The sequence below is a fragment of the Microbulbifer taiwanensis genome, from assembly GCF_014904815.1.
Lineage (GTDB): Bacteria > Pseudomonadota > Gammaproteobacteria > Pseudomonadales > Cellvibrionaceae > Microbulbifer > Microbulbifer taiwanensis.
Genome location: NZ_JACZFR010000025.1, coordinates 208,358 through 230,384 on the forward strand (window position 1 = coordinate 208,358; position 22,027 = coordinate 230,384).

Here is a 22,027-nt window from a genome sequence, read left to right on the forward strand (position 1 = left end):
TGTTAACCGATTCGCATTCTTTATGTGATCACAAGAGTGGGTGGCAAGTGGCGAGCGCATGGATAATCACTCGCCAGATCGCTGTCAAAGTAACCAGACTTCGACCCTGGCATTGCGTTGCTCGGAGGTATTTTCGTCGCGGGTAAGTGGGGCGCTGGCACCGAGAGCCAGGGTGTGTTCCGCGGCAATGTCGACGCCGCGCAGGTGGCGATTGACAATCACGGTGCGAAAGCGGGATATGGTCAGAGCCATGGCATCGCGCCGCTGTCGGTCGCTGAAGCCCACCAGGGCGATTTTCCTGCCGCGGTTTTCCGCCTGCCCCAGAAAGGCTGCCAGCCGGGAGATATCCTGCTGCGCGCGCACATCGAGTTCGCTGCCGCCATTATCGAAACGAAAAGCGATGCTGATTCTCTGCCCCTCGGAGGCCAGCTTGCGGTAGGGGGCCGGCATATCGCCCCGCGGTGTTATATCCAGCGGGCGCGGCTTCAGGCTGACCAGGTTGTTGGCATCGACCAGGGCCTGGCCAGCGTCGCTCAGCACGAATTCGACAAATTCGTCCAGGAGAGGATTCTGCCGTCCATCTCGCGCATAGAGATACAAACGCCGGGACAGGGGGTAGTCCTCACTGGCGATCAGGGCCGGCAGCGGCTGCAGGGACGTGCTTCCAGTGGTGACCGCCAGCTTGCTGTAGTTGTCGGCCTGTTGCAGGGGAAGCAGGGCCAGTGCCAGGGGATTCTGCTGCAGTATCAGCTCCAGGCTGGCCTCATCCCGGCGATCAGTGACGGCGGGAGCCAGGGCCTGTAGAAGCGGTTCTGCCAGCTGGTCGCTGGCAGTCAGGGCGATGGGGGCATCCTCGCCGCCGAAGTCGCGCCAGTTGCCGTTGCCGGTGCGCAGCAGCTGGCGCAGGCTGCTTTCGTCAATGGCACCGACAGGATTATCCGGGTGTACTGCCAGGACCAGAGCCTGCAGTCCTGCCACCTCTTCCAGCAGGCCGCCACTGCCCGCGAGTCGCTGGCGCTGGTCGGCAGCGGCGCGACCCGAGGTCAGGGCCAGGTCGAGACCGCCGTCTGCCAGCCTAATGAGGGCGGTTTCACGGCGCGGACTGCTGATGGCGAATCTGAGACTGGTGCCGTCTATTCGTCCCGAAACCCGCATTTGGCTGCCGCGGCGGATGACCTGTATGTCGCTGCCGCCGCGGGACTGCAGGTAGCCGCGGGCAAGTTCCGCCGCGAGTCCACGGTCGCCACCGCTGCTGTCGCCGATTTTAAGCTGGGTACTAGTTCGGGGAGTGCTGTCCGCATGGGTCAGGGCCGCAGCGGATAGGAGCAGGGCGCCGAGGATACGCATATACATGGGATCTTCCTTAATTGTGTCTGGCTCGCGAGCCGGTCGCGGCTTAATGCCGCCCGCGCGTTAATCTGAGGCGGAAAAAAGTATATGAAGGGGGTCGAATTTCGCCGCCGCAGAGGCGCCTGTCCTCTCCTGTGGCGGGAGAAAGCGGCAGTGGATCACATCTACGCCAAGTGGCGGGCGCCAGTGGGCGAGGGGGCGTCGAGCACTTATACTCTGGGCCTGTAACAAGAGTGTTGGATAGATTTTGAGCGGCAGGAAGCCCCGCACAGGTCCTTCGATCGACTTTTTTACAAAAATGAGATGACAACGCTGTCATTTCTCGTGTAGTATCCCTCCTATATTGGCACTGGCGCCTTTTGTGCGCCGGCCGCGCTTCCCGGGGGAAATGTATTGGGAAGCCTGGTGAAGACACATAACAATACAAAATCTTAGAGGCCGGTTCAGATGGTTGCTTTGAGAGACAGGGACACCCTTTTTATTGGTATCGACGGCGGCGGCAGCAAGTGCCGCGCCTCCATAGTGGATGCCGACAATCGCGTCCTCGGTACCGGTGTCGCCGGACCTGCAAACCCGCTGCACGGTTATGCCCAGACCATTGATTCCATAGTGCGCTCCGCCGCGCTCGCCCTGGCGGACGCCAAACTGCCCCCGGAAATGCTCGACCAGCTGGTAGCCGGCGTCGGCCTGGCCGGCGTCAATATGCCGCGGCTCTACAACGAGATGGCCTCCTGGGCGCACCCCTTCAAGAAGATGTATCTCACCACCGATCAGCACTCGGCCTGCCTCGGCGCCCACCGCGGTGGCGACGGTGCCGTGATCATTGCCGGTACCGGGTCCGTTGGTTATGCCTGGGTCAATGGTCGCAGTAAGCTGATTGGCGGTCACGGCTTTCCCCACGGTGACAAGGGCAGCGGTGCCTGGATGGGCATGGAGGCGGTCAAATACCTGCTGATGGCGCTGGACGGCCTGGCCGAGGACTCCAGCCTGAAAGGTGAATTGCTGCAGGCGCTCGATGCGAAGGATGCCAACGAGGTGTTCGAGAAGATCGGCGGCAAGTCCTCCAGTCACTACGCGCGCCTGGCGGTACCGGTGATCGGTTGCGCCGAGGCCGGCGATCCGGTGGCGGAGGCCATAGTCCGCGACGGTGCCTCCTATATCAGCGACCTGGCCGACAAGCTGCTGGAGCTGAAGCCGCCGCGCCTGTCGATGATCGGCGGCCTGGCGCCGCGCCTGCGCCCCTGGCTGGCACCCCACGTGGTGGAACGCCTGGCGGCGCCCCTGGATGCACCGGAAATCGGTTGTGTCTATTTCGCCCAGCAGTCCCTGGCGAAAGAGGCCGTCGGAGCCGAATCGGCGGCGCGGGAAAATGACACCAAGGCCCTGTACGGATAGTGGAACCAGAGAGTGACATGGGGCCAGAGATTGAAGGGAAACCAGAGATTGATATGACTGCAGTAAATTCCGCTGAGGCAACACAGGTAGACAGCGCCATGGCCACCACCGTGATGGAAACCGAGGCCCGCGAGGCGCCGGCGCGCATCGCCGAGCAATTGCAGAACAACGCCGCTACCATGGCGGAACTGGGCGAGCGTCTGCGCCGCGAACCGCCCAGGTTTGTGATGATCGTCGGCCGCGGCTCCTCAGACCACGCCGGCGTCTTCGCCAAGTACCTGATCGAAATCGAAACCGGTACGCCCACTTTCGCCGCGGCGCCCTCCGTATCCAGCGTCTACGGCCGCAAGCTCAAGTTGGAAGGCGCGCTGGTGCTGGTGATCTCCCAGTCCGGCCGCAGCCCGGACATCCTCGCCCAGGCGAAGATGGCCAGAGAGCAGGGCGCCTATACGGTGGCGCTGGTGAACGACGAGAGCGCGCCGATCAAGGATATTGTCGATCTGACGGTGCCGCTGAAAGCCGGCCCGGAGAAGGCCGTCGCCGCCACCAAGAGTTATCTCGCCACCCTGTCTGCCATTTTGCAGCTGGTGGCCAACTGGACCGAAAGTGGGGAACTGCTCGAAGCGGTCGAAGCGCTGCCGCAGACATTGCAGGAAGCGGTCGACGCCGATATCCAGCTGCGCCCGGAAGACCTGGCAGCGGTGAAAAACCTGGTGGTACTGGGGCGCGGTCCCGGCTACGGCATCACCCGCGAGCTGGCGCTGAAACTGAAGGAAGTCTGCAATATTCACGCGGAGTCCTTTTCCAGTGCGGAGTTCCTGCACGGCCCTGTGACCCTGGTGGAGCAGAAGCTCACCGTGGTTAATGTGCCCATCGAGGATGAGTCCTATCAGGCCCACAGCGAGCAGATCGCCGATATCATCCGCCGCGGCGGCACCCTGGTAAACCTGCACGTGCCGAGTCGGGGCGTGCATCCGCGCGTGGCCCCGCTGGCGCTGCTGCAGCGCTTCTATATCGATGTCGCCCATGTGGCGGTCAGCCGCGGTATCAATCCGGACGAACCGGCCGGTCTGAAGAAAGTGACCCAGACCGTTTAAGCGGCGAGATTGGAGGCTTCTGTGGTGCGCACACTGATAGCGGAACAGCTTTTCGACGGCGAGCGGATTCGCTGCGATATTCCGCTGGCCATCGGCGAGGACGGCCGCATCATCTCAGTTGGCGGCGAAGCGCCGGCGGAGGCGGAGCGGCTCGACGGCCTGTTGGCACCGGGACTTGTGGATGTGCAGGTCAACGGTGGTGGCGGTGTACTGTTCAACAACGACCCCAGCGTCAATGCGCTGGGCAAAATGAGTGGAGCCCACGCGCGCTTCGGCACCACCGGCTTTGTGCCCACCCTGATCACCGACGAGCTGGACGTGATGCGGCGGGCCGCCGATGCGGTCAGCGCCGCGCTGCGCGAGGGTGTGCCCGGGGTGGTCGGCGTGCACTTCGAGGGGCCGCACCTGAGTGCGCCCAAGAAAGGTACCCACGAGGAAAAGTTTATTCGCCCGCTCAGTGACGAGGAGCTGGCGATCTACGCCCGCGATGACCTGGGTATCAAGGTGGTGACGCTGGCGCCGGAAAATGTGTCGCTAGAGGATATCCGCAAACTGGTATCCCTGGGCGTCAAGGTGTGCCTCGGGCATTCCAATGCAGACGGTGCCACCGCCGCGGCGGCGGTGCAGGCCGGTGCGACGGGCTTTACCCACCTGTACAACGCCATGTCGCCGCTGCAATCCCGCGAGCCGGGTATGGTGGGCACGGCGCTGATCAGCGACGATGCCTGGTGCGGCCTGATCGCCGACGGTCACCATGTATGCGCCGAGGCCATGCAGCTGGCCCTGAAGGCCAAGCCGCGCGGCAAGGTTATGCTGGTGACCGACGCCATGTCCCTGGTGGGCAGCGACGAAAACAGTTTCCCGCTCTTTGACCGGGTGGTGACGAAAGTGGGCGACAAATTGACATCCACCACCGGTGAGCTGGCCGGCTCGCACCTGGATATGATTGGCGCAGTGCGCAATATTCGCGACTGGTGTGGTATGGATCTCGAAGAGGCGCTGCGTATGGGTGGACTTTACCCGGCGCAGTTTCTGGGCTCAGCCGCCGGCAGGATAGAAGCCGGTGCGCCCGCAGACCTGATTTTATTGGACGAGAATTTACAGGTTCAGAAAACCTGGATAGGTGGCAGGGAAGTTTTTCCAAAATAAGTTTGCAACAAGTTTCGAAAAACGAACATAACGATAAAAAGGTGCTCCTATGGAAACCGCAGTTGTCAATGAAAGTGCTCGGAGTGAGTCGAGAAGCAGTCTGGTGCCGATGGCGATTATCGGCATGCTGTTCTTTATCTTCGGCTTCGTCACCTGGCTGAACGGTGCCCTGATACCCTTCCTGCAGACCATTTGTGATCTGACGGCTTTTCAGGCCATGCTGGTGGCCTCTTCGTTCTATATTGCCTATACCGTAATGGCCTTGCCCATGGCGGCGATCATCGAGCGCACCGGTTACAAGAGCGGTATGGCGCTCGGCCTGGCGCTGGTGGGTGTGGGCGCACTGATTTTTATTCCCGCCGCTTATAGCCGCATGTTCGGTATCTTCCTGCTGGCGCAGTTTGTGGTGGGTTCTGGCCTGACAGTGCTGCAGACCGCCTCCAACCCGTACATTGTCAAGATCGGTTCCCCGGATACCGCCGCTGTGCGTATCTGTATCATGGGGCTGTTGAACAAGGGCGCCGGAATCGTAGCTCCACTGGTGTTTGCGGCGCTTGTAATGGGTGGCATCAGCGGAATTTCCGACGCCGAGCTGGCGGCGCTGACGGCAACCGCCAAGGATGCCAAGCTGGATGAGCTGGCGGGCCAGTTGGTCAACCCCTATATTGGCATGGCGATTCTGGCCGCTATTCTCGCGGTGGCGATGACCTTCGCCCCGCTGCCGAATATTGAAGACGAGGAGGTGGCCGGTCAGGAAGATGCGGCGGTGACACTTACCGGGCTGATGAAGTTTCCGCAGTTGATCCTCGGCTCTGTGGCGCTCTTCTTCTACGTCGGTGTCGAGGTGATTGCCGGGGACGCCATCGGCCTGCTGGGCCGGCAGGCGGGCCTGGATACCGCGACCGCGTCGGTGCTGACTTCCTACACGATGGTCTTTATGGTGCTGGGATATATCTACGGCACCATCGCGATTCCGCGCTTTATCAGCCAGCAGACTGCGCTGCTGATCTCCGCCGTACTGGGGCTGGTTTTCACTGCGCTGGTGATGACCGGTTCCCTGCAGAGCACGGCCCTGTCCGCCGCAACCCTGTCCCTGTTCGGCCTGCCGGAAATACCTAATGCGGTGTACTTTGTCGCCCTGCTGGGATTCGCCAATGCCATGTGCTGGCCGGCGATCTGGCCGCTGGCGCTGGAAGGCCTGGGCAAGTTCACTTCCAAGGGTGCTGCATTGCTGATCATGGGCATTTCCGGCGGTGCCATACTGCCGCCGCTGTACGGCCACTTTGCCGATACCGGCGACGGCCAGATGGCCTACCTGATCGCGGTCCCCGCTTACCTGTTTATTCTCTTCTATGCGCTCAAGGGCCACAAGCTGCGCAGCTGGAAGTAACGCATTTGAGTTGACGTTTTTCTGTTGTTTTTCTCTTTGGTTCTCGTCATCTTGGCCCTCCTAGTGAGGGCCTTTTTTTAATGATGAATGATGAACAGATGGCCTGAAAGCTTGTGCTTACTATCGGACTTTGCGTTGTTCGATGGTTGTTGCGCTGATTACCGGGATTGAGAGTAGGGCGGAATGGTTCTAAGTCTGCCTATAAAACCGCAATCCTAGGGTGCGCCGTGCGCACCATCCAGGTTAGGGGCGGTCCGCTGGCCTCATGGTGCGCACGGCGCACCCTACGGCAGGAAGTGGATTCGCAATTTCGAGAGCTTCCCCTGGGTTAGGGCGGCGTCACCCTGTGGGAGCCAGCCCCCGGATCGAGTCCGGGGCAGGCTCTGCTGGCGAAGCAGCTGCAGTCGATAGCGCAGCTTCAATCGCCTGCAGAGCAGACTTCCACAGTGCAGATCCCTGCCGGCTGGCTGCAGAAGCCCTTAACTTGGTGCCGGGCCGCTGGAGTCGCGAACGACCAGCTCCGGTGTGAATTCGCGCTTGATGCCAGCCTCCTTGCTCGCCGTACCACTCTCCGCTGCGCCCTTGCCGCGAGCCTTGCTCAGTACCAGGGCGGCGGCGCACTTGGCGATTTCGTTGTTGGGTTGGTGGGCGGTGGTCAGCTTGGGCCAGGTCTGGCGGGAGAAGGGGCTGTCCTCGAAGCCGACGATGGAGAGCTGTTGCGGTATTTCGATATGCATCAGTCGCGCGGCGAAGAGCGCACCCGCTGCCATTTCATCGTTGCTGGCAAAAATTGCCGTCGGAGGCTTGGCGGAACCGAGCAGTTTCTTGGCGCCTTCCACGCCGGAATCGAAAGAGTATTCCCCTTTCAGTATCAGGTCTTCCTCGATTGGCAGGCCGGCGTCCCGCAATGCGCGGCGGTAGCCGTCCAGGCGGCCATGGGTGGACACGTGCTCCTCGCCGCCGCACAGGAAGCCGATACGCTTGTGGTCGAGTTGCAGCAGGTGTCGGGTGAGATCGTAGGCGGCTGCGCTGTCGTCCACCTGGATACAGTTTTCCTCGTCTTCCAGGGAGGCGTCTGCGGAGACGATGCGCACATGATCCAGGTTAAGCGATTTGACCGTGTCAATGACCGCCTGGGATTCGGAGAAGGGCGGCGTCAGTACCAGGCCGGCAATTCTCGAATGCTCCACCAGGTTTTTCAGTTCGTCGTGCACTGCCTCCGACTTGGAATTGCTGGGGTGGATCAGCAACTCGTATCCCCGCGCCTTGCAGGCCTCGAGAATACCGTTCTGCATGTCGATCACATAGTAGGCGTTAGGGTTGTCGTAAATAAAGGCGATGGTGTAGGAGCGGGTACCGGCCAGGTTGCGCGCGGCCAAGTTGGGCTGGTAATTGAGCGCCGCCACCGCCTCCATCACTTTCTTCCTGGTCGCCGGGCGCACCGAGGGTTCGTTATTGATCACCCGGGAAACGGTTTTTATGGAGACGCCGGCCTGTGCGGCGACATCGTTGATCGTGACTTTCATCTGGGGCGCTTGTCCTTATTGTGAAAGCCCCTGGCTGCTGACCCGATTGTTTCGCAATCTGTCCAGCGCAGAGGTCTTTTCGGCCGAAGGCGGCATTTTAGCAGCAATTGTCACCCTTTTTCCCTTGTGCCCATTCGCCTGCCGGCCTGAGCTGAATTGGCAGTGCGGGGCGGGGCAGATTGTGAAAATTTACTACAATCCTGATTGACAGCGTTATCCGGCTGTGGGAGTCTTTGAGTTAATGACAACGCTGTCATTTCGCCAGAATCCGGCGGGGCAGGGTTAGAAGAACAATAACTGGTGTCGGCTCAACACTGTCGGTACCCGCATTCAAAGGGGGCACTTCATGGATATCACCCAATTTCCCAGCTGGCAGCAACTCAACTCCCTGACGGAGAAGATGCACGACCGGCACCTGCGCGAGCTCTTCGCCGAGGATCCGCAGCGTGCGGCGCGTTTCTCCCTCGAGCTGCCGGAATTCCTGCTCGACTATTCCAAGAATCTGATCGATGACGAAGTTTTTGTAAATTTATTACAGCTGGCTCGGGATGCGGATCTGGAGGGATGGCGTCGGCGGATGTTTGCCGGCGAGTCCGTCAATTGTACCGAGGGGCGCCCGGTTCTACATGCCGCCTTGCGCGGCGGCCTGCCTGGCCCGGTGAGTGTCGGGGGTGTGTCGGCGGATGCCCTGGTGGAAGGTGAGCTGAGCCGCTTGAAAGAGTTTGTAAATTTACTACATAATGGCGCCCTGACGGGTTGTACCGGCAAGCGTATTACCGATGTGGTCAATCTGGGGGTTGGCGGTTCCCATCTGGGGCCGGAGATGGTGATCGAGGCTCTGCGCGCCCACCGGTGCCAGGAGGTGCAGCTGCACTTTGTCTCCAACGTGGACGGCGCCCAGCTCGCCGACATCCTGGCGCAGCTGGACATGGAATCCACCCTGTTCGTGGTTTCGTCGAAGACCTTTACCACCAGCGAGACGATGACCAATGCGCGCAGCGCCCTGAACTGGTTTGGGGGTCTGGCGCCGCAGGCGGAGTTGCTGCGGCAGCACTTCGTCGCAGTCACTGCCAGTCCGGAAAAGGCGCGCGCGTTCGGCATAGAGCCGCAGCGCGTTTTTCAGTTCTGGGACTGGGTCGGTGGGCGCTTCTCCCTCTGGTCGGCGATAGGGTTGCCCATCGCCATCGCCATCGGCTTCGAGGGTTTTCGCGCACTGCTCGACGGCGCCGCCAGCATGGATCGGCATTTTCAGCAGGCGCCACTGGAGAAAAATGCGCCGGTGCTGATGGCGCTGGTCAGTCTCTGGTACTGCACATTCATGGGGTATCCGGCGCATGCGATCCTGCCCTACGAGCAGGCGCTGCATATGCTGCCGGCCTACCTGCAGCAGGCGGAGATGGAGAGCAACGGCAAATCTACCACCAGGGCAGGGGAGGAGGCGGGCTACGCAACCGGCCCCCTAATATGGGGCATGCTCGGTATCAACGGCCAGCACGCCTTCTACCAGTACCTGCACCAGAGCCCGCAGGTGGTGCCGGCGGATTTTATCGGCAGTGTCACTCCCGGCCACCAACTGCCGGGGCACCACGAGATACTGTTGGCGAACATGTTTGCCCAGAGCCAGGCGCTGATGAACGGTGTCAGTCGGGAGCAAGTGGAGACTGATCTGGCGGTCAGGGGGCTGGGTGCAGAAGAGGTGGATAGGCTGGCACCCTACAAGGTGCATCGCGGCAACAGGCCGAGCAACACCATACTGTTGCGCAAGCTGGATCCGCACTCGCTGGGTGCGCTGATCGCACTTTATGAGCACAAGATCTTTGCCCAGGGTGTGATCTTGCAAATTTATTCTTTCGACCAGTGGGGTGTGGAACTGGGCAAGGGGTTGGCCGCGGCACTACAACCACAATTGGAAAGTGGCGATTCGCACAACCAGGACGCCTCCACCGCCGGACTGATCGACTATTACCAGCGGGTAACGGCTGGTTCCGCGGCGCTGGATTTCGCCGGTTAGCAAATAATTGATATGGAAGGGTTATGGTACACAGCAAGATCCAGGCAGTAACCGAACGGATCATCGAGCGCAGCGAGGAAACCCGCGCGCAATATCTCGCGCAAGTGGACAGAGCGCATATAGATGGCCGCGCGAGCAGCCATCTGTCCTGTGGCAATCTGGCACACGCGATCGCCGCTTCCAGCGAGGAGGACAAGAACCTGATCGCCTCCGGGCGCGGCCCCAACCTGGGGATTGTCACCGCCTACAACGATATGCTGTCGGCGCACCAGCCCTACGGTACCTATCCGCAACTGCTGAAAGAGGCCGCCGCGCGCAACGGCGCCACCGCCCAGGTGGCCGGCGGTGTGCCGGCCATGTGCGACGGGGTGACCCAGGGCCGCGCGGGCATGGAGCTGAGCCTCTTTTCCCGCGACGTGATCGCCATGTCCACGGCCATCGCCCTGTCCCACGACGTATTCGAAGGTGCCCTCTATCTCGGTATCTGCGACAAGATTGTCCCCGGTCTGGTGATCGGTGCCCTGGCCTTCGGCCACCTGCCGGCGATGTTCGTGCCGGCGGGCCCCATGCCCACCGGGCTCTCCAATTCGGAGAAAGTGCGTGTGCGCCAGCTCTATGCCGAGGGCAAGGTGGGCCGCAAGGAGTTGCTGGAGGCGGAGAGTGCCTCCTACCACAGTCCCGGAACCTGCACCTTCTACGGCACCGCCAACTCGAACCAGATGCTGGTGGAAATCATGGGCCTGCAGCTGCCTGGCAGTTCCTTCGTCAATCCGGGTACCGAGCTGCGCAACGCGCTCACCGAGGCTGCGGTGAAGCAGCTGGTACAGATCACCGAGCCCAGCCTGCACACGCCCATTGCCAAAATCCTGACCGAGAAAACTTTTGTCAACGGCATCGTCGGCCTGCTCGCCACCGGTGGCTCCACCAATCACACCCTGCACCTGGTGGCCATGGCCCGCGCCGCGGGTATCCAGCTCACCTGGCAGGATATGGCGGAACTCTCCGAAGTAGTGCCGCTGCTGTGCCACGTCTATCCGAACGGCACCGCCGATATCAACCACTTCGCCGCTGCGGGCGGTATGCAGTACCTGATTCGCGAACTGCTGAATGCGGGGCTGCTGCACGATGACGTGCACACGGTGCTCGGCAATTCCGGTATGCAGCCCTACTGTTGCGACCCCTTCCTGGATGCAGACCGGAGCGGCGTAGTCTGGCGCCCCACGGCGGAAGAAAGCGGCGACCCGGAGGTGATCCGCCCGGTGAGTGATCCCTTTTCCCACCACGGTGGCCTGCAGCTGCTGGATGGCAACCTCGGCCGCAGCGTGATCAAGGTGTCTGCGCTCAAGCCCGAACACCTGCACGTAAAGGCGCCGGCCATAGTGTTCAACAGCCAGGATGAATTGATGGCGCGCTTCAAGGCCGGCGAACTGGAAAAAGACTTTATTGCGGTGGTGCGTTTCCAGGGCCCGCAGGCCATTGGCATGCCTGAATTGCACAAGCTGACCCCGCCTTTGGGCGTGCTGCAGGATCGCGGCTTCAAGGTGGCGCTGATCACCGACGGGCGCATGTCCGGTGCCTCCGGCAAGGTGCCGGCGGCCATCCATTTGTCACCGGAGGCGGTCGAGGGCGGCCCCATCGCCAGGCTCCGTGACGGCGACCTGATCGAGCTGGACTCCAATGCGGGAGTTCTGCGCGTACACCTGGACGACGCCGAACTGGCGGCCCGCGAGCCTTTGCAAGTGGACCTGTCGGAAAGCGCCCGCGGCATGGGGCGCGAGTTGTTCGCCAATATGCGCGCCCTGGCCAGCGGTGCCGAGAGCGGTGCCAGCATTCTCTACTGATGGATAGCGGTGCGCCCTGCGCACCAGTAACAGGAATTTCAGAGCAAAATTATGGCTAACCCTTTTGACATGGTGTTGTTTGGCGGCGGCGGCGACCTGGCCCTGCGCAAGCTGATTCCGGCCCTGTACCGCGCGCATATGGAAGGCAGCCTGGAGGAGGGCTGCCGGATACTGCCGGTTTGCCGGCGCCAGGAAGATGCAGACAAGTACCTGGGCACTGCGCAGGAAGCGCTGAAAAAACACCTGCGCGATGGCGAGTACAGCGATGCAGTCTGGAAGGAATTCAGCCAGTTGCTGCGCGCGGTGGCCCTGGATATTGCCGAGCCCAACGAGCAGTGGGACCAGCTGGCGGATATCCTCGGTGCCGATCCGGAGCGGGTGCGCATCTTCTACCTGGCGATTCCGCCAGCGGTATTCGGCCCCTGTTGTGAAAACCTGTCGTTGAAGGGACTGATTCACGAACAGTCGCGCGTGGTGGTGGAAAAACCCCTGGGTTACAACGCCCAGACCTCCGACGAGATCAACAGCAAGATAGCGTCCTACTTCCCCGAACAGAGCATTTTCCGCATCGACCACTACCTGGGTAAGGAAACGGTGCAGAACCTGCTGGCGCTGCGCTTCAGCAATGTGCTGTTCGAACACCTGTGGGATGCCAGCACTATAGATCATATCCAGATCAGTATTTCCGAGACTGTCGGCCTCGAGGGTAGGGCGGGTTTCTACGACGAGACGGGCGCACTGCGGGATATGGTGCAGAACCACCTGCTGCAGCTGCTATGCCTGATCGCGATGGAATCCCCCAACAGCCTGTCGGCAAAAAATATCCGCGCCGAGAAAATCAAGGTGCTGGAAGCGCTGCGCCCGCTGTTCGGCGATGCCGTGGATGAAAACATTGTTCGCGGTCAGTATGTTGCCGGTGGCCTCGACACCCAGCTGGTGCCCGGCTACCTGGAAGAGCTGGAGGCGGCCTCCAGCAGCACCGAGACCTTCGTCGCGATACGCGCGCATATCGATAACTGGCGCTGGGCGGGCGTGCCCTTCTATCTGCGCACCGGTAAGCGCATGGAGAAGCGCTGTGCGGAAATCGTGATCCAATACAAGAAGGTCTCCCACCGTGTGTACCAGGAGTCCGCCGGCGAGGTAACCCCCAATCGCCTGGTGATCCGCCTGCAACCGGAAGAGAGCATCAAGCTGGTGCTGATGGCGAAGAAGATGGACAGCCTGACCATGGAACTGCAGCCGGCGGAACTGAACCTGACCCTGTCCGATACCTACGACAGCTTCCGCAGCGACGCCTACAAGCGCCTGATGCTGGATGCTGCGGCCAACAACCCGGCGCTGTTTATCCACCGCGACGAAGTCGCCGCGGCCTGGGCCTGGGTGGATCCGATCATCGACCACTGGCGCGAGACCAACAACCAGCCGCAACTGTATCGCGCCGGCAGCTGGGGGCCCCAGGCCGCCAACGAACTGCTGGCCCGCGACGGGCGCCACTGGTTCAACGCCCAGTAAAAGGAAGAAGAGCGCAATGGTAGAAGAAAAATTTTATTCGGATCGCGAACGGCTGGTACAGGCCCTGGCCCACGACTGTGCCTGTGAACTGCAGAAGGGTATCAAGGAGCGCGGCCAGGCGAGTTTCCTGGTGTCCGGTGGCAGCACGCCGGAGCCGGTGTATCGCGAGCTGTCGAAGAGGCCGCTGCCCTGGCCGCAGATTACCGTCGGCCTGGTCGACGAGCGCTGGGTGGACAGGACTGAAAGCGGCAGCAACCAGGCCTTTATCGAAAACTGCCTGCTACAGAACTGCGCCGCAGAGGCGCCTTTTCTTGGCATGAAGACTCCGCACGCCACCGCCGCCGAGGGCGAGGCAGATTGTGAGCGCGCCTACGGCGAACTGCCCAAACCCTTCGACGTCTGTGTGCTGGGCATGGGCAGCGACGGCCACACGGCGTCGCTCTTTCCCCACGCCGACGGTTTGGCAGCGGCACTGGGTCCGAAGTCGCAAAAACTGTGCAGCGCCATCACCGCCGTGCAGAGTGAAGTCACCGGCAGTCACACCGAACGCATGACTCTGACCCTGGCGGCGATTTTGCAGGCCCGGGATATCAAGCTGCTGATCACCGGTGATGAAAAACTGAAGGTCTACCGCGAGGCACTGCTCGGCAGCGATGAGCTGGAGATGCCGGTGCGCAGCATTCTGAAACAGGGGCTGAAGCCGGTCACCGTCTACTGGGCGCCCTGAAACGGGCCCGGCGGTGCGCCGTGCGCACCGTTGAAATGAATCTGGAATTTGATGATGCAAAAAAATCTTGCCGAAGTACTGGAGCAGGCCGGCGTAGTCCCGGTACTGGTTATCGAAAAAGTTGAGGACGCGCTGCCGCTCGCCGAGGCGCTGGTAGAGGGCGGCCTGAATGTACTCGAAATCACCCTGCGCACCGAGGCGGCGCTGGACGCGGTTGAGCAGATTGCCAAACACCTGCCGGATGCCCACGTCGGCACTGGCACTGTCCTGAACGTAGAGGATATTCGCCGCTCAGTGGACGCCGGTGCGACCTTTATGGTCAGCCCCGGTGCCACCGAACAGCTACTGGACGCTGCGGACAGTGTCGAAGTGCCGCTGCTCCCGGGCGCCGCCGATCCGTCCGAGGTGATGCGCCTGTTGGAGCGCGGCTACCGCTACCAGAAATTCTTTCCAGCCCAGGCTGCCGGTGGCGTGCCCATGTTGAAATCCATCGGCGGTCCGCTGCCGCAGGTGAAGTTCTGTCCCACTGGTGGCATAGGTCCGAACAATGCCAAGGATTTTCTCGCGCTGTCCAATGTGGTCTGCGTGGGCGGCTCCTGGATGGCGGCTGCGAACCTGATTCGGGAAAACAGATGGGCGGATATCACCCGCCTGGCCAAAGAGGCCTTCTCTCTGTAGGCGAAGGTGATTGGGAAAAGCGGCTGCTGGTCGCGACCGGGAAATGGAATTAGCTAATTCAAATAATGAAGGTAATGTGAGATGAAAATTAAAATTGCCATCAACGGCTATGGCCGCATCGGCCGCAATGTCACCCGCGCAATCTATGAGTCCGGCTACGGCGACCGCGTACAGCTGGTCGCGATCAACGACCTGGCGCCGGTGGAATCCAATGCGCACCTGACCCGTTTCGATACCATCCACGGTCGTTTCAATACCGAAGTCAAGGTGGACGGCGACGCGCTGCTGATCGGCGGCGACCGCGTACAGGTGTGCCAGGAGCGCGATCCGGCCCAGCTGCCGTGGGCGCAGCTGGGTGTGGACCTGGTGCTGGAGTGCACCGGCCGCTTTACCGACAAGGCCTCGGCCTCCGCACACATTGCCGCGGGCGCCAAGGCGGTGCTGATCTCGGCTCCGTCCAAGGATGCCGACCTCACCGTCGTCTACGGTGTAAACGACGACAAGCTGACCGCCGACCACAAGGTGGTTTCCAACGCTTCCTGCACCACCAACTGCTTATCTCCAGTAGCCCAGGCGCTGCACCGCGCGCTCGGTATCGAGCGCGGCTTCATGACCACGGTGCACGCTTACACCAATGACCAGAATACCCAGGATGCGGTACACGCGGATATCTACCGCGCCCGCGCCGCCGCCGATAATATGATTCCCACCAAGACCGGTGCCGCCGCCGCGGTGGGCCTGGTGCTGCCGGAACTGAAAGGACTGCTGGATGGCATGGCCGTGCGGGTACCGGTGAACAATGTGTCGCTGGTGGACTGCCAGTTTATTGCCGGTCGCGAGACCACTGCAGAAGAGGTCAACAGCATCATGCAGGCCGCCGCCGAGGCCAGCGGTGGAGTACTGACCTACTGCGACCAGCCGCTGGTCTCCGTAGACTTCAACCACACCACCGCGTCCAGCCACTTCGACGCCAATCACACCCGCGTCAACGGCAACCTGGTAAAAGTGATGGCCTGGTACGACAACGAGTGGGGCTTCTCCCACCGTATGCTCGACACCAGCCTGGCCATGGCGGAAGCGCTGCAGCTTAACCTGGTTGTCGCCGAAACCGCATAAGATTTGTGACTTCTGCTGCCCTCTCCATTTTGGAGGGGGCGACTCCTGTAATTTCCCCAAAATAAATTTCAACTGGTCCCTATGATTCGCCACACCAAAATCGTCGCCACCCTCGGTCCCGGCACCGACAAGCCGCACGTCATCGAGGAAATGGTCCGCGCCGGCGTCAATATTGTGCGCCTGAACTTCTCCCACGGTTCCGCTGAAGATCACCGCCGCCGAGTGGAGGAGGTGCGCCGCGCTGCAGCCGCGCAGAACAAACTGGTCGCGGTACTCGGCGACCTGCAGGGGCCCAAGATTCGCATCGCCCGCTTCGCCGGGGGCAGCATCTGGCTGGAAAACAACAGCGAATTTGCCCTGGATCTGGACTGCCCGACGGACGGCGGCGACCAGCAACGGGTGAATGTTGACTACCCGAGCCTGATCAGCGACTGCAAGGCCGGCAATATTCTGCTGCTGGACGACGGCAAGGTACGCCTGGAGGTGACCGGCACCACGCCGAGCAAGCTGTACTGTCGCGTGCTGCAGGGTGGCAAACTGTCCAACAACAAGGGTATCAACCTGCTGGGTGGCGGCCTGTCCGCACCTGCCCTGACGGAAAAGGATTACCGCGATATCAAATTGGCCGCGGAGCTGGAAGTGGACTTTCTCGCGGTCAGCTTTCCACGCTGTGCGGAGGATCTGGAGACAGCCCGCCGCGCCATGCAGGAGGCCGGCAGCCAGGCAGCCATCGTCGCCAAGGTGGAGCGCGCCGAAGCCGTCGCCGACGACACGCAGATGGACAACCTGATCCTCGCCGCCGATGTCATCATGGTCGCCCGCGGTGACCTGGGCGTGGAGATCGGCGATCCGGCCCTGATCGGTGTGCAGAAGAAGCTGATCAACCGCGCCAATGCCCTGAACCGCGGCGTCATCACCGCGACCCAGATGATGGAGTCGATGATCACCAGTCCGACCCCGACCCGCGCCGAGGTGATGGACGTGGCCAATGCCGTGCTTGACGGCACCGACGCGGTAATGCTGTCGGCGGAAACCGCTGCCGGCGACTTCCCGGTAGCCGCGGTCGAGTCCATGGGTGAGGTGATCGTCGGCGCCGAGCAGTATCTCGGCAGTGTGCCGCGCCCGGCCGCAAACCAGAGTGCGTCTGATCGCATCGATACGGTGATTGCCCAGGCGGCCATCGATGTGGCCGCACGGGTCGAGAACCTGTGCGCAGTGGCGGCCCTGACCGAATCCGGGCGCACACCGCGTATTATGTCCCGCGCCACCACCCAGTTGCCCATCTACGCCTTGACCCGCCACCCGCGTGTCGCGCGCCAGCTGGTCCTGTTGCGCGGGGTGGAACCGGTGGAATTCGACCCGGCCTCTGTGCCCCTGGGGCACCTGACCGAGTCGATCATCGAGGTACTGGGCTCCCGCCTGGACCTGCAGAAGGGCCAGCGCATCCTGATCACCCAGGGCGAGCGCCTGAACGTCGGTGGCCACACCAGCTCGATGCGCATCAAGGAAATCGAGTAAATTCTGCCCAACCTGTTCTGTCTCCGCGCCTCGTAGGAGACAGAACAAACGTTCTAATTGACCCTCCCCAGAGTTCCGCGCCCGGGTTGCCGGTCATTTGGCCGGCCACTCACCCTAAGCGGTTCACATCCTGCCATTTGTGACTATTTACTGGTGGTCGCTAAGCTCACTCACATTTTTATAACTTATTGATTAATAAGATTTTTTTTGACTTTCTGGTCCGCTGCCAAGCACGCTTGCGTTGAATTCGGTCAATTGCGGGTTAAATTGCCTTCCCAGCAGTAGCTTTTTAATTTTTTTCTGTGTATTGTTTTTCGTGAGAATGACAGCGCTATCATAAAAACGAATGACAGCGCTATCATTTGGCGGTACAAGGTGAAAAAAATTTCTAACCAAACCTTTATATCAATAAAAAAGGAAGGGGAAATCGATGCTTAAGCGCAACAAACTCGCACTCTCCATCAGTGCGGCTGTCCTGACCGGTGGCCTTGTGGCTCCGCTGGCAGTAGCTCAATCCGGCGAGGCCCTCGAAGAAGTTACCGTGACCGGTATTCGCGGTGCTCTGCAGGATGCCGTGAACATCAAGCGTGACGCTACGGATCTGGTTGATGCCGTCTCTGCGGAAGATGTCGGTAAGTTCCCGGATTCAGACGTTGGTGAAGCTCTGGGACGTATCCCGGGCATCACCGTTGGCCGCGCATTTGGCCAGGGCGCGTCGGTGTCCATTCGCGGTGCGGCTCCAACAATGACTTTGACCCAGTTGAATGGACAGAATGTCGCGTCTACCGGCTGGTTCGACCAGATTCCTGTTGACCGTAGCTTCAACTACTCCCTGCTGCCCTCCGAACTGATCGGTGGCATTGAGGTGTACAAGTCTTCCCGCGCAGACCTCAACGAGGGTGGCATTGGCGGTACGGTGATCGTCAAGACCCGCAAGCCCCTGGACCTGGATGCGAATACAGCATGGCTGGGTACGAAAGCCAAAGTAGGTACTGTCAGTGACGAAACGTCTCCAGAGTTTTCCGGCTTGTACAGCTGGAAAAACGATGAAGAAACATTTGGTGTTTTAGTTTCCGCAGCTGCTGAAGATAGCGAATATGTACGCCGCGGTACTGAGTCCGATTACCGTTGGTGGGGTGATGTCGCTCCGACTACCTTCCTGCAAGAGCGCGAGCGCAAGGCACTGGACGTAACGCTGCAGTATGCCCCGAGCGAAGACCTCTCCTTTACTCTGCATTCCATGTCGCTGGACCTGGAAGCAAACAACACCAACACCAGCCTGTACCTGTTTTCACTGTACGACAACGGTGGTCTGACTTGCCACACTACCAACGCCGCGGGCCTGTGTACTTCCAGCACCACCGAAAACGCTCAGGCAGGCGACCTCACTCCGGGCTGGGCAAGCGGCGCGTTGGGTAACGAAACCTTCAACCAGACCTGGGGCCGTCAGTCTGCAATGAGCTCCGACACCTTCGATTTCAGTACTGAATACGAAGGTGAAGGTTTCCGTGTGAGCGGCAATGTGGGCTCCAGTAAGGCCGAAGGTGGAACTGACTTTACCACCAACTTCTCTCATTTCCCGAGCATTCGTTCCGGGGACACAATGTCTCTGTGGGAGGGCTCAATCGACGCAACCGGGAAAGAAATCAAAATTTCGCCCACCATGGATCCGAGCCTGACGCTTGATGATTACGACTCAACCCTGACTCCAGAGGGATGGGCTGTTGGTAGCGGCCCGGCGGAAGATGAGGAAGTCTACGCTCAGTTGGATGTCGAGTTTGATTTGAATGTTGGCATCCTTACTTCATTTAAAACGGGTGTTCGCTGGACCGATCACGACGTAAGCCGCCGTTCGTTCCGCGGTGTAGTGACTAACCCTCAACAGGTTGCGGCATCCGATGTCTATGACGGAACCTTTGAAGTCGGTCAGCAGGGCTTTACCGCGCCCAAGCCGGATCTCGACGCTATGGTTGCAGCCACTCGCGCCAGTATTGATGAGTGGGTCGAGAAGCGTGCTGGACATTCTGACTTGAACGAGGAAAACACCGCTCTGTACGGTATGTTTACTTTCGAGTCCGGTGCCCTGAGCGGTAACTTTGGTCTGCGTTATATTTCTACCGACGTAACCCGTACCCAGTATGAGCTCGACGGAACCACCGCTCAAGCGGGCGATATCGCGGACAACGCTGGCTACAGCTATTCATTGTCTTCGCACAATGCGGACTACAGCGATGTATTGCCAAGTGCGACTGTTCGCTATGAATTGTCTGACGATATGGTTCTGCGTGCGTCGGCTTCCCAGACTATCAGCCGTCCGAACTATGACGATATGCTGGTGACATTCTCTGGTTTTAATGACGACAACGATTTCAACCAGGCTTGGCGAATTGGTGACGAAGGTTTGTCACCGATGAAGGCTACTAATGCTGACATTGCCATTGAGTACTATTACGGCGATGGTAATCTGGTGTCCGCAACATACTTCGTTAAATCAATTGACGACTTTGTCACTTCCGATATCTTAACTGAGCAGTCTATCGGTGTCGTAGATCCCAATGCCGGTGACAGCTGGAGCATAGAAACCCTGCGGAATTCCGGTGGGGCGGACATTCAGGGTATTGAGCTGCAAATTCAACATGCGTTTGATAACGGCTTTGGCGTAGCTGCCAACTACACTTACACCGATGCCGAGACACCGGATGATGCCTTTATGGATCAGTTGCCGCTCTTTACCGAGTCTTCAGAGCATGCCTACAACCTGGTTGGTTACTGGGAGAATGATGTCTTCTCCGCTCGCGCAGCCTACAACTATCGTTCCGAGTATATGATACGGGAAGGTGGTTTCTGGTATGGTAACCGTATGCACGACGATTACGGTTCACTGGACCTCAGCTTTAACTGGTATGCTACCGAAAATCTGGACGTGACACTTGAGGCGATAAACGTTCTGGAAGAAGATGATATTCAGTACGGTGGCGCCAGCGCAGATGCTACGGCTACCGGAATGAAAGGTCCTCTGCTGGAGGGATTCCCGGCCTGGTCCTTCCAGGGTGAAGCTGTCTATCAGTTGGGTGCCAGCTACAAGTTCTAGTAGGTTGGAACTAGGAAAAAGCCCAGCTATCTGCTGGGCTTTTTTTTGTCTGTAGGTAAGTGATATGAAAATAAGAAAAATTGCGATTGTCGGTGGTGGAACTGCGGGATGGATGACGGCCAACCATCTTGGTGTGGAGTTATGTCGGGATCCGGATATCGAAATCACGCTTATCGAATCTAAAGATGTCCCTGTGATTGGAGTAGGTGAGGGCACCGTACCCAGAATCAAAGAAACCCTGAAAAAGTTCGGCATCTCGGAAGTGGATCTGTTGTCTAGCTGTGATACGACCTTCAAGACGGGAATTAAGTTCTCCAATTGGATGTCAGGAAAGTCAAGCGCGAAGGGAAACTACTACTACCATCCCTTCAGTTCCCCCTATCCTCAGGGATTCGATATTACTGACTACTGGTTGCAGGCAGAGAAGGCATCCGGATTTTCCAGATTATCCGAAATCTTTTCGATTGCCGAGAGTGACAGGTGTCCCAAGCACAAATCCTCTCCGCCCTATGTTGGTGCCGTCGACTATGCCTATCACTTCAACGCCGGAAAGTTCTCCGACCTGATTGCCTCAAATGCAAAAAGTCGGTTCGGAGTAAAGCACAAGTTTGAAACAGTAGAAGATGTCCGTTTGAACGCTGACGGTGATATTGAATCGCTCATTTATGCTTCCGGTCTGGAAGAGGCGTTTGATTTCTATCTTGACTGCAGTGGCTTCAGTGCAGTCTTGCTAGGTAAGGCATTGCAGACGCCGTATGAGGACAAATCATCACAGATACTGACGGATACGGCGCTGGTTCTCCAGGAGCCCACTTCCGAATCCAGCACTATTCAACCCTATACGACTGCAGTAGCACACAAGGCCGGTTGGATTTGGGATATTCCATTGACAACGAGAAGAGGGTTGGGCTGTGTCTATTCCAGTGCACACTTACCTGAAGCTGAAGCGCTGGGTGAGTTCTCAAGCTACCTCGGCCGGCCGCTGGAAATGGATGATGTCAGGAAGATACCCATGAAGATCGGCTATCGCCGGGATTTCTGGAAGAAGAACTGTGTCGCTTTGGGGTTGTCTCAGGGGTTTGTGGAGCCATTGGAGGCGACATCTATCCTGGTTACGGATTTTTCTGCCAATTTGCTGGCGAAGAGCTTTCCAAGATTCTCGCAAGATATAGAGGTGTTGTCGGGGTATTACAACCGGTCTGTGAAATACACATGGGATCGTGTTATAGACTTTGTCCAGCTACACTACTGCATTTCAGATCGCAGGGATACGGACTTCTGGGTGGACTGTACGGAGGGGGCACCGATGTCCGATGTGCTTGAGGAGCGGCTGGAGCGCTGGTCAATTACTACACCGAAGAGTTCAGATTTTTTCAGTACTTTTGATATTTTCGGGGTGGAAAACTATCTTTTCGTCCTGTATGGCATGGGCTACTCGACCAAAAGCATAGTTATAGGTGAAAAGGAAAGGGTTGAAGCCGAGAAAATTTTGCGCGATCTCCAGGGGCGATCCGAAAGAATGGCAGAAGAGCTTATACCACATCGATCCTGGTTGTCAGAGCTGCAAAAGCAACTGAGTAAAATGGGTGCGCACTCTCAATAAGATTATAGAAGTTACTCTTTCAA

The 22,027-nt window shown here is 59.4% G+C and carries 15 protein-coding genes; 13 read left to right on the forward strand and 2 right to left on the reverse strand.

Going from position 1 to position 22,027, the window contains the following annotated elements; translation table 11 throughout:
- Positions 1 to 84: 84 nt before the first annotated feature.
- On the reverse strand, positions 85 to 1,353 hold the full coding sequence (locus IG627_RS08965) for a substrate-binding domain-containing protein (protein WP_193192009.1): 1,269 nt from the start codon (positions 1,351 to 1,353) through the stop codon (positions 85 to 87).
- A gap of 444 nt (positions 1,354 to 1,797) precedes the next feature.
- Here IG627_RS08965 and nagK point away from each other — a divergent pair, with 444 nt between their 5' ends.
- The 4 genes from nagK to IG627_RS08985 are packed head-to-tail and all read left to right on the forward strand — an operon-like array spanning position 1,798 to position 6,381.
- Positions 1,798 to 2,745: an N-acetylglucosamine kinase gene (gene nagK, locus IG627_RS08970; protein ID WP_193192010.1), complete on the forward strand. Its 948-nt coding sequence runs from the start codon at positions 1,798 to 1,800 to the stop codon at positions 2,743 to 2,745.
- Between the two features lie 53 nt (positions 2,746 to 2,798).
- Positions 2,799 to 3,842 carry a glucosamine-6-phosphate deaminase NagB-II gene (gene nagB-II, locus IG627_RS08975; protein ID WP_226864870.1) on the forward strand — a complete coding sequence of 348 codons (1,044 nt, stop codon included), beginning with the start codon at positions 2,799 to 2,801 and terminating at the stop codon, positions 3,840 to 3,842.
- Positions 3,843 to 3,866: 24 nt separating this feature from the next.
- Complete coding sequence (nagA, locus tag IG627_RS08980) at positions 3,867 to 4,991, forward strand: N-acetylglucosamine-6-phosphate deacetylase (protein WP_319024533.1); 1,125 nt, start codon at positions 3,867 to 3,869, stop codon at positions 4,989 to 4,991.
- Positions 4,992 to 5,040: 49 nt separating this feature from the next.
- Positions 5,041 to 6,381 carry a sugar MFS transporter gene (locus tag IG627_RS08985; protein WP_193192012.1) on the forward strand — a complete coding sequence of 447 codons (1,341 nt, stop codon included), beginning with the start codon at positions 5,041 to 5,043 and terminating at the stop codon, positions 6,379 to 6,381.
- 479 nt (positions 6,382 to 6,860) lie between these two features.
- On the opposite strand, the gene IG627_RS08990 is transcribed toward IG627_RS08985, so the two are convergent.
- A complete protein-coding gene (locus IG627_RS08990) occupies positions 6,861 to 7,907 on the reverse strand; it encodes a LacI family DNA-binding transcriptional regulator (protein WP_193192013.1) in 1,047 nt (348 codons plus the stop codon).
- A 346-nt stretch (positions 7,908 to 8,253) separates the two neighbouring features.
- Here IG627_RS08990 and pgi point away from each other — a divergent pair, with 346 nt between their 5' ends.
- The 9 genes from pgi to IG627_RS09035 all read left to right on the forward strand — a co-directional run bounded on the left by pgi (position 8,254) and on the right by IG627_RS09035 (position 22,004).
- A complete protein-coding gene (gene pgi / locus IG627_RS08995; protein ID WP_193192014.1) occupies positions 8,254 to 9,918 on the forward strand; it encodes a glucose-6-phosphate isomerase in 1,665 nt (554 codons plus the stop codon).
- 23 nt (positions 9,919 to 9,941) lie between these two features.
- Entirely contained in the window at positions 9,942 to 11,759 is a 1,818-nt protein-coding gene (gene edd, locus IG627_RS09000; RefSeq protein ID WP_193192015.1) for a phosphogluconate dehydratase, read from the forward strand.
- Positions 11,760 to 11,810: 51 nt separating this feature from the next.
- On the forward strand, positions 11,811 to 13,271 hold the full coding sequence (zwf, locus tag IG627_RS09005) for a glucose-6-phosphate dehydrogenase (protein ID WP_193192016.1): 1,461 nt from the start codon (positions 11,811 to 11,813) through the stop codon (positions 13,269 to 13,271).
- A 16-nt stretch (positions 13,272 to 13,287) separates the two neighbouring features.
- On the forward strand, positions 13,288 to 13,998 hold the full coding sequence (gene pgl / locus IG627_RS09010; protein ID WP_193192017.1) for a 6-phosphogluconolactonase: 711 nt from the start codon (positions 13,288 to 13,290) through the stop codon (positions 13,996 to 13,998).
- 54 nt (positions 13,999 to 14,052) lie between these two features.
- Positions 14,053 to 14,676: a bifunctional 4-hydroxy-2-oxoglutarate aldolase/2-dehydro-3-deoxy-phosphogluconate aldolase gene (locus IG627_RS09015; protein ID WP_193192018.1), complete on the forward strand. Its 624-nt coding sequence runs from the start codon at positions 14,053 to 14,055 to the stop codon at positions 14,674 to 14,676.
- Positions 14,677 to 14,757: 81 nt separating this feature from the next.
- Positions 14,758 to 15,792, forward strand: a complete 1,035-nt coding sequence (gene gap / locus IG627_RS09020; RefSeq protein WP_193192019.1) for a type I glyceraldehyde-3-phosphate dehydrogenase — start codon at positions 14,758 to 14,760, stop codon at positions 15,790 to 15,792.
- A gap of 81 nt (positions 15,793 to 15,873) precedes the next feature.
- Complete coding sequence (pyk, locus tag IG627_RS09025; protein ID WP_193192020.1) at positions 15,874 to 17,310, forward strand: pyruvate kinase; 1,437 nt, start codon at positions 15,874 to 15,876, stop codon at positions 17,308 to 17,310.
- A gap of 430 nt (positions 17,311 to 17,740) precedes the next feature.
- Positions 17,741 to 20,401: a TonB-dependent receptor gene (locus IG627_RS09030; RefSeq protein WP_193192021.1), complete on the forward strand. Its 2,661-nt coding sequence runs from the start codon at positions 17,741 to 17,743 to the stop codon at positions 20,399 to 20,401.
- 64 nt (positions 20,402 to 20,465) lie between these two features.
- On the forward strand, positions 20,466 to 22,004 hold the full coding sequence (locus IG627_RS09035; protein WP_193192022.1) for a tryptophan halogenase family protein: 1,539 nt from the start codon (positions 20,466 to 20,468) through the stop codon (positions 22,002 to 22,004).
- Positions 22,005 to 22,027: the final 23 nt, after the last annotated feature.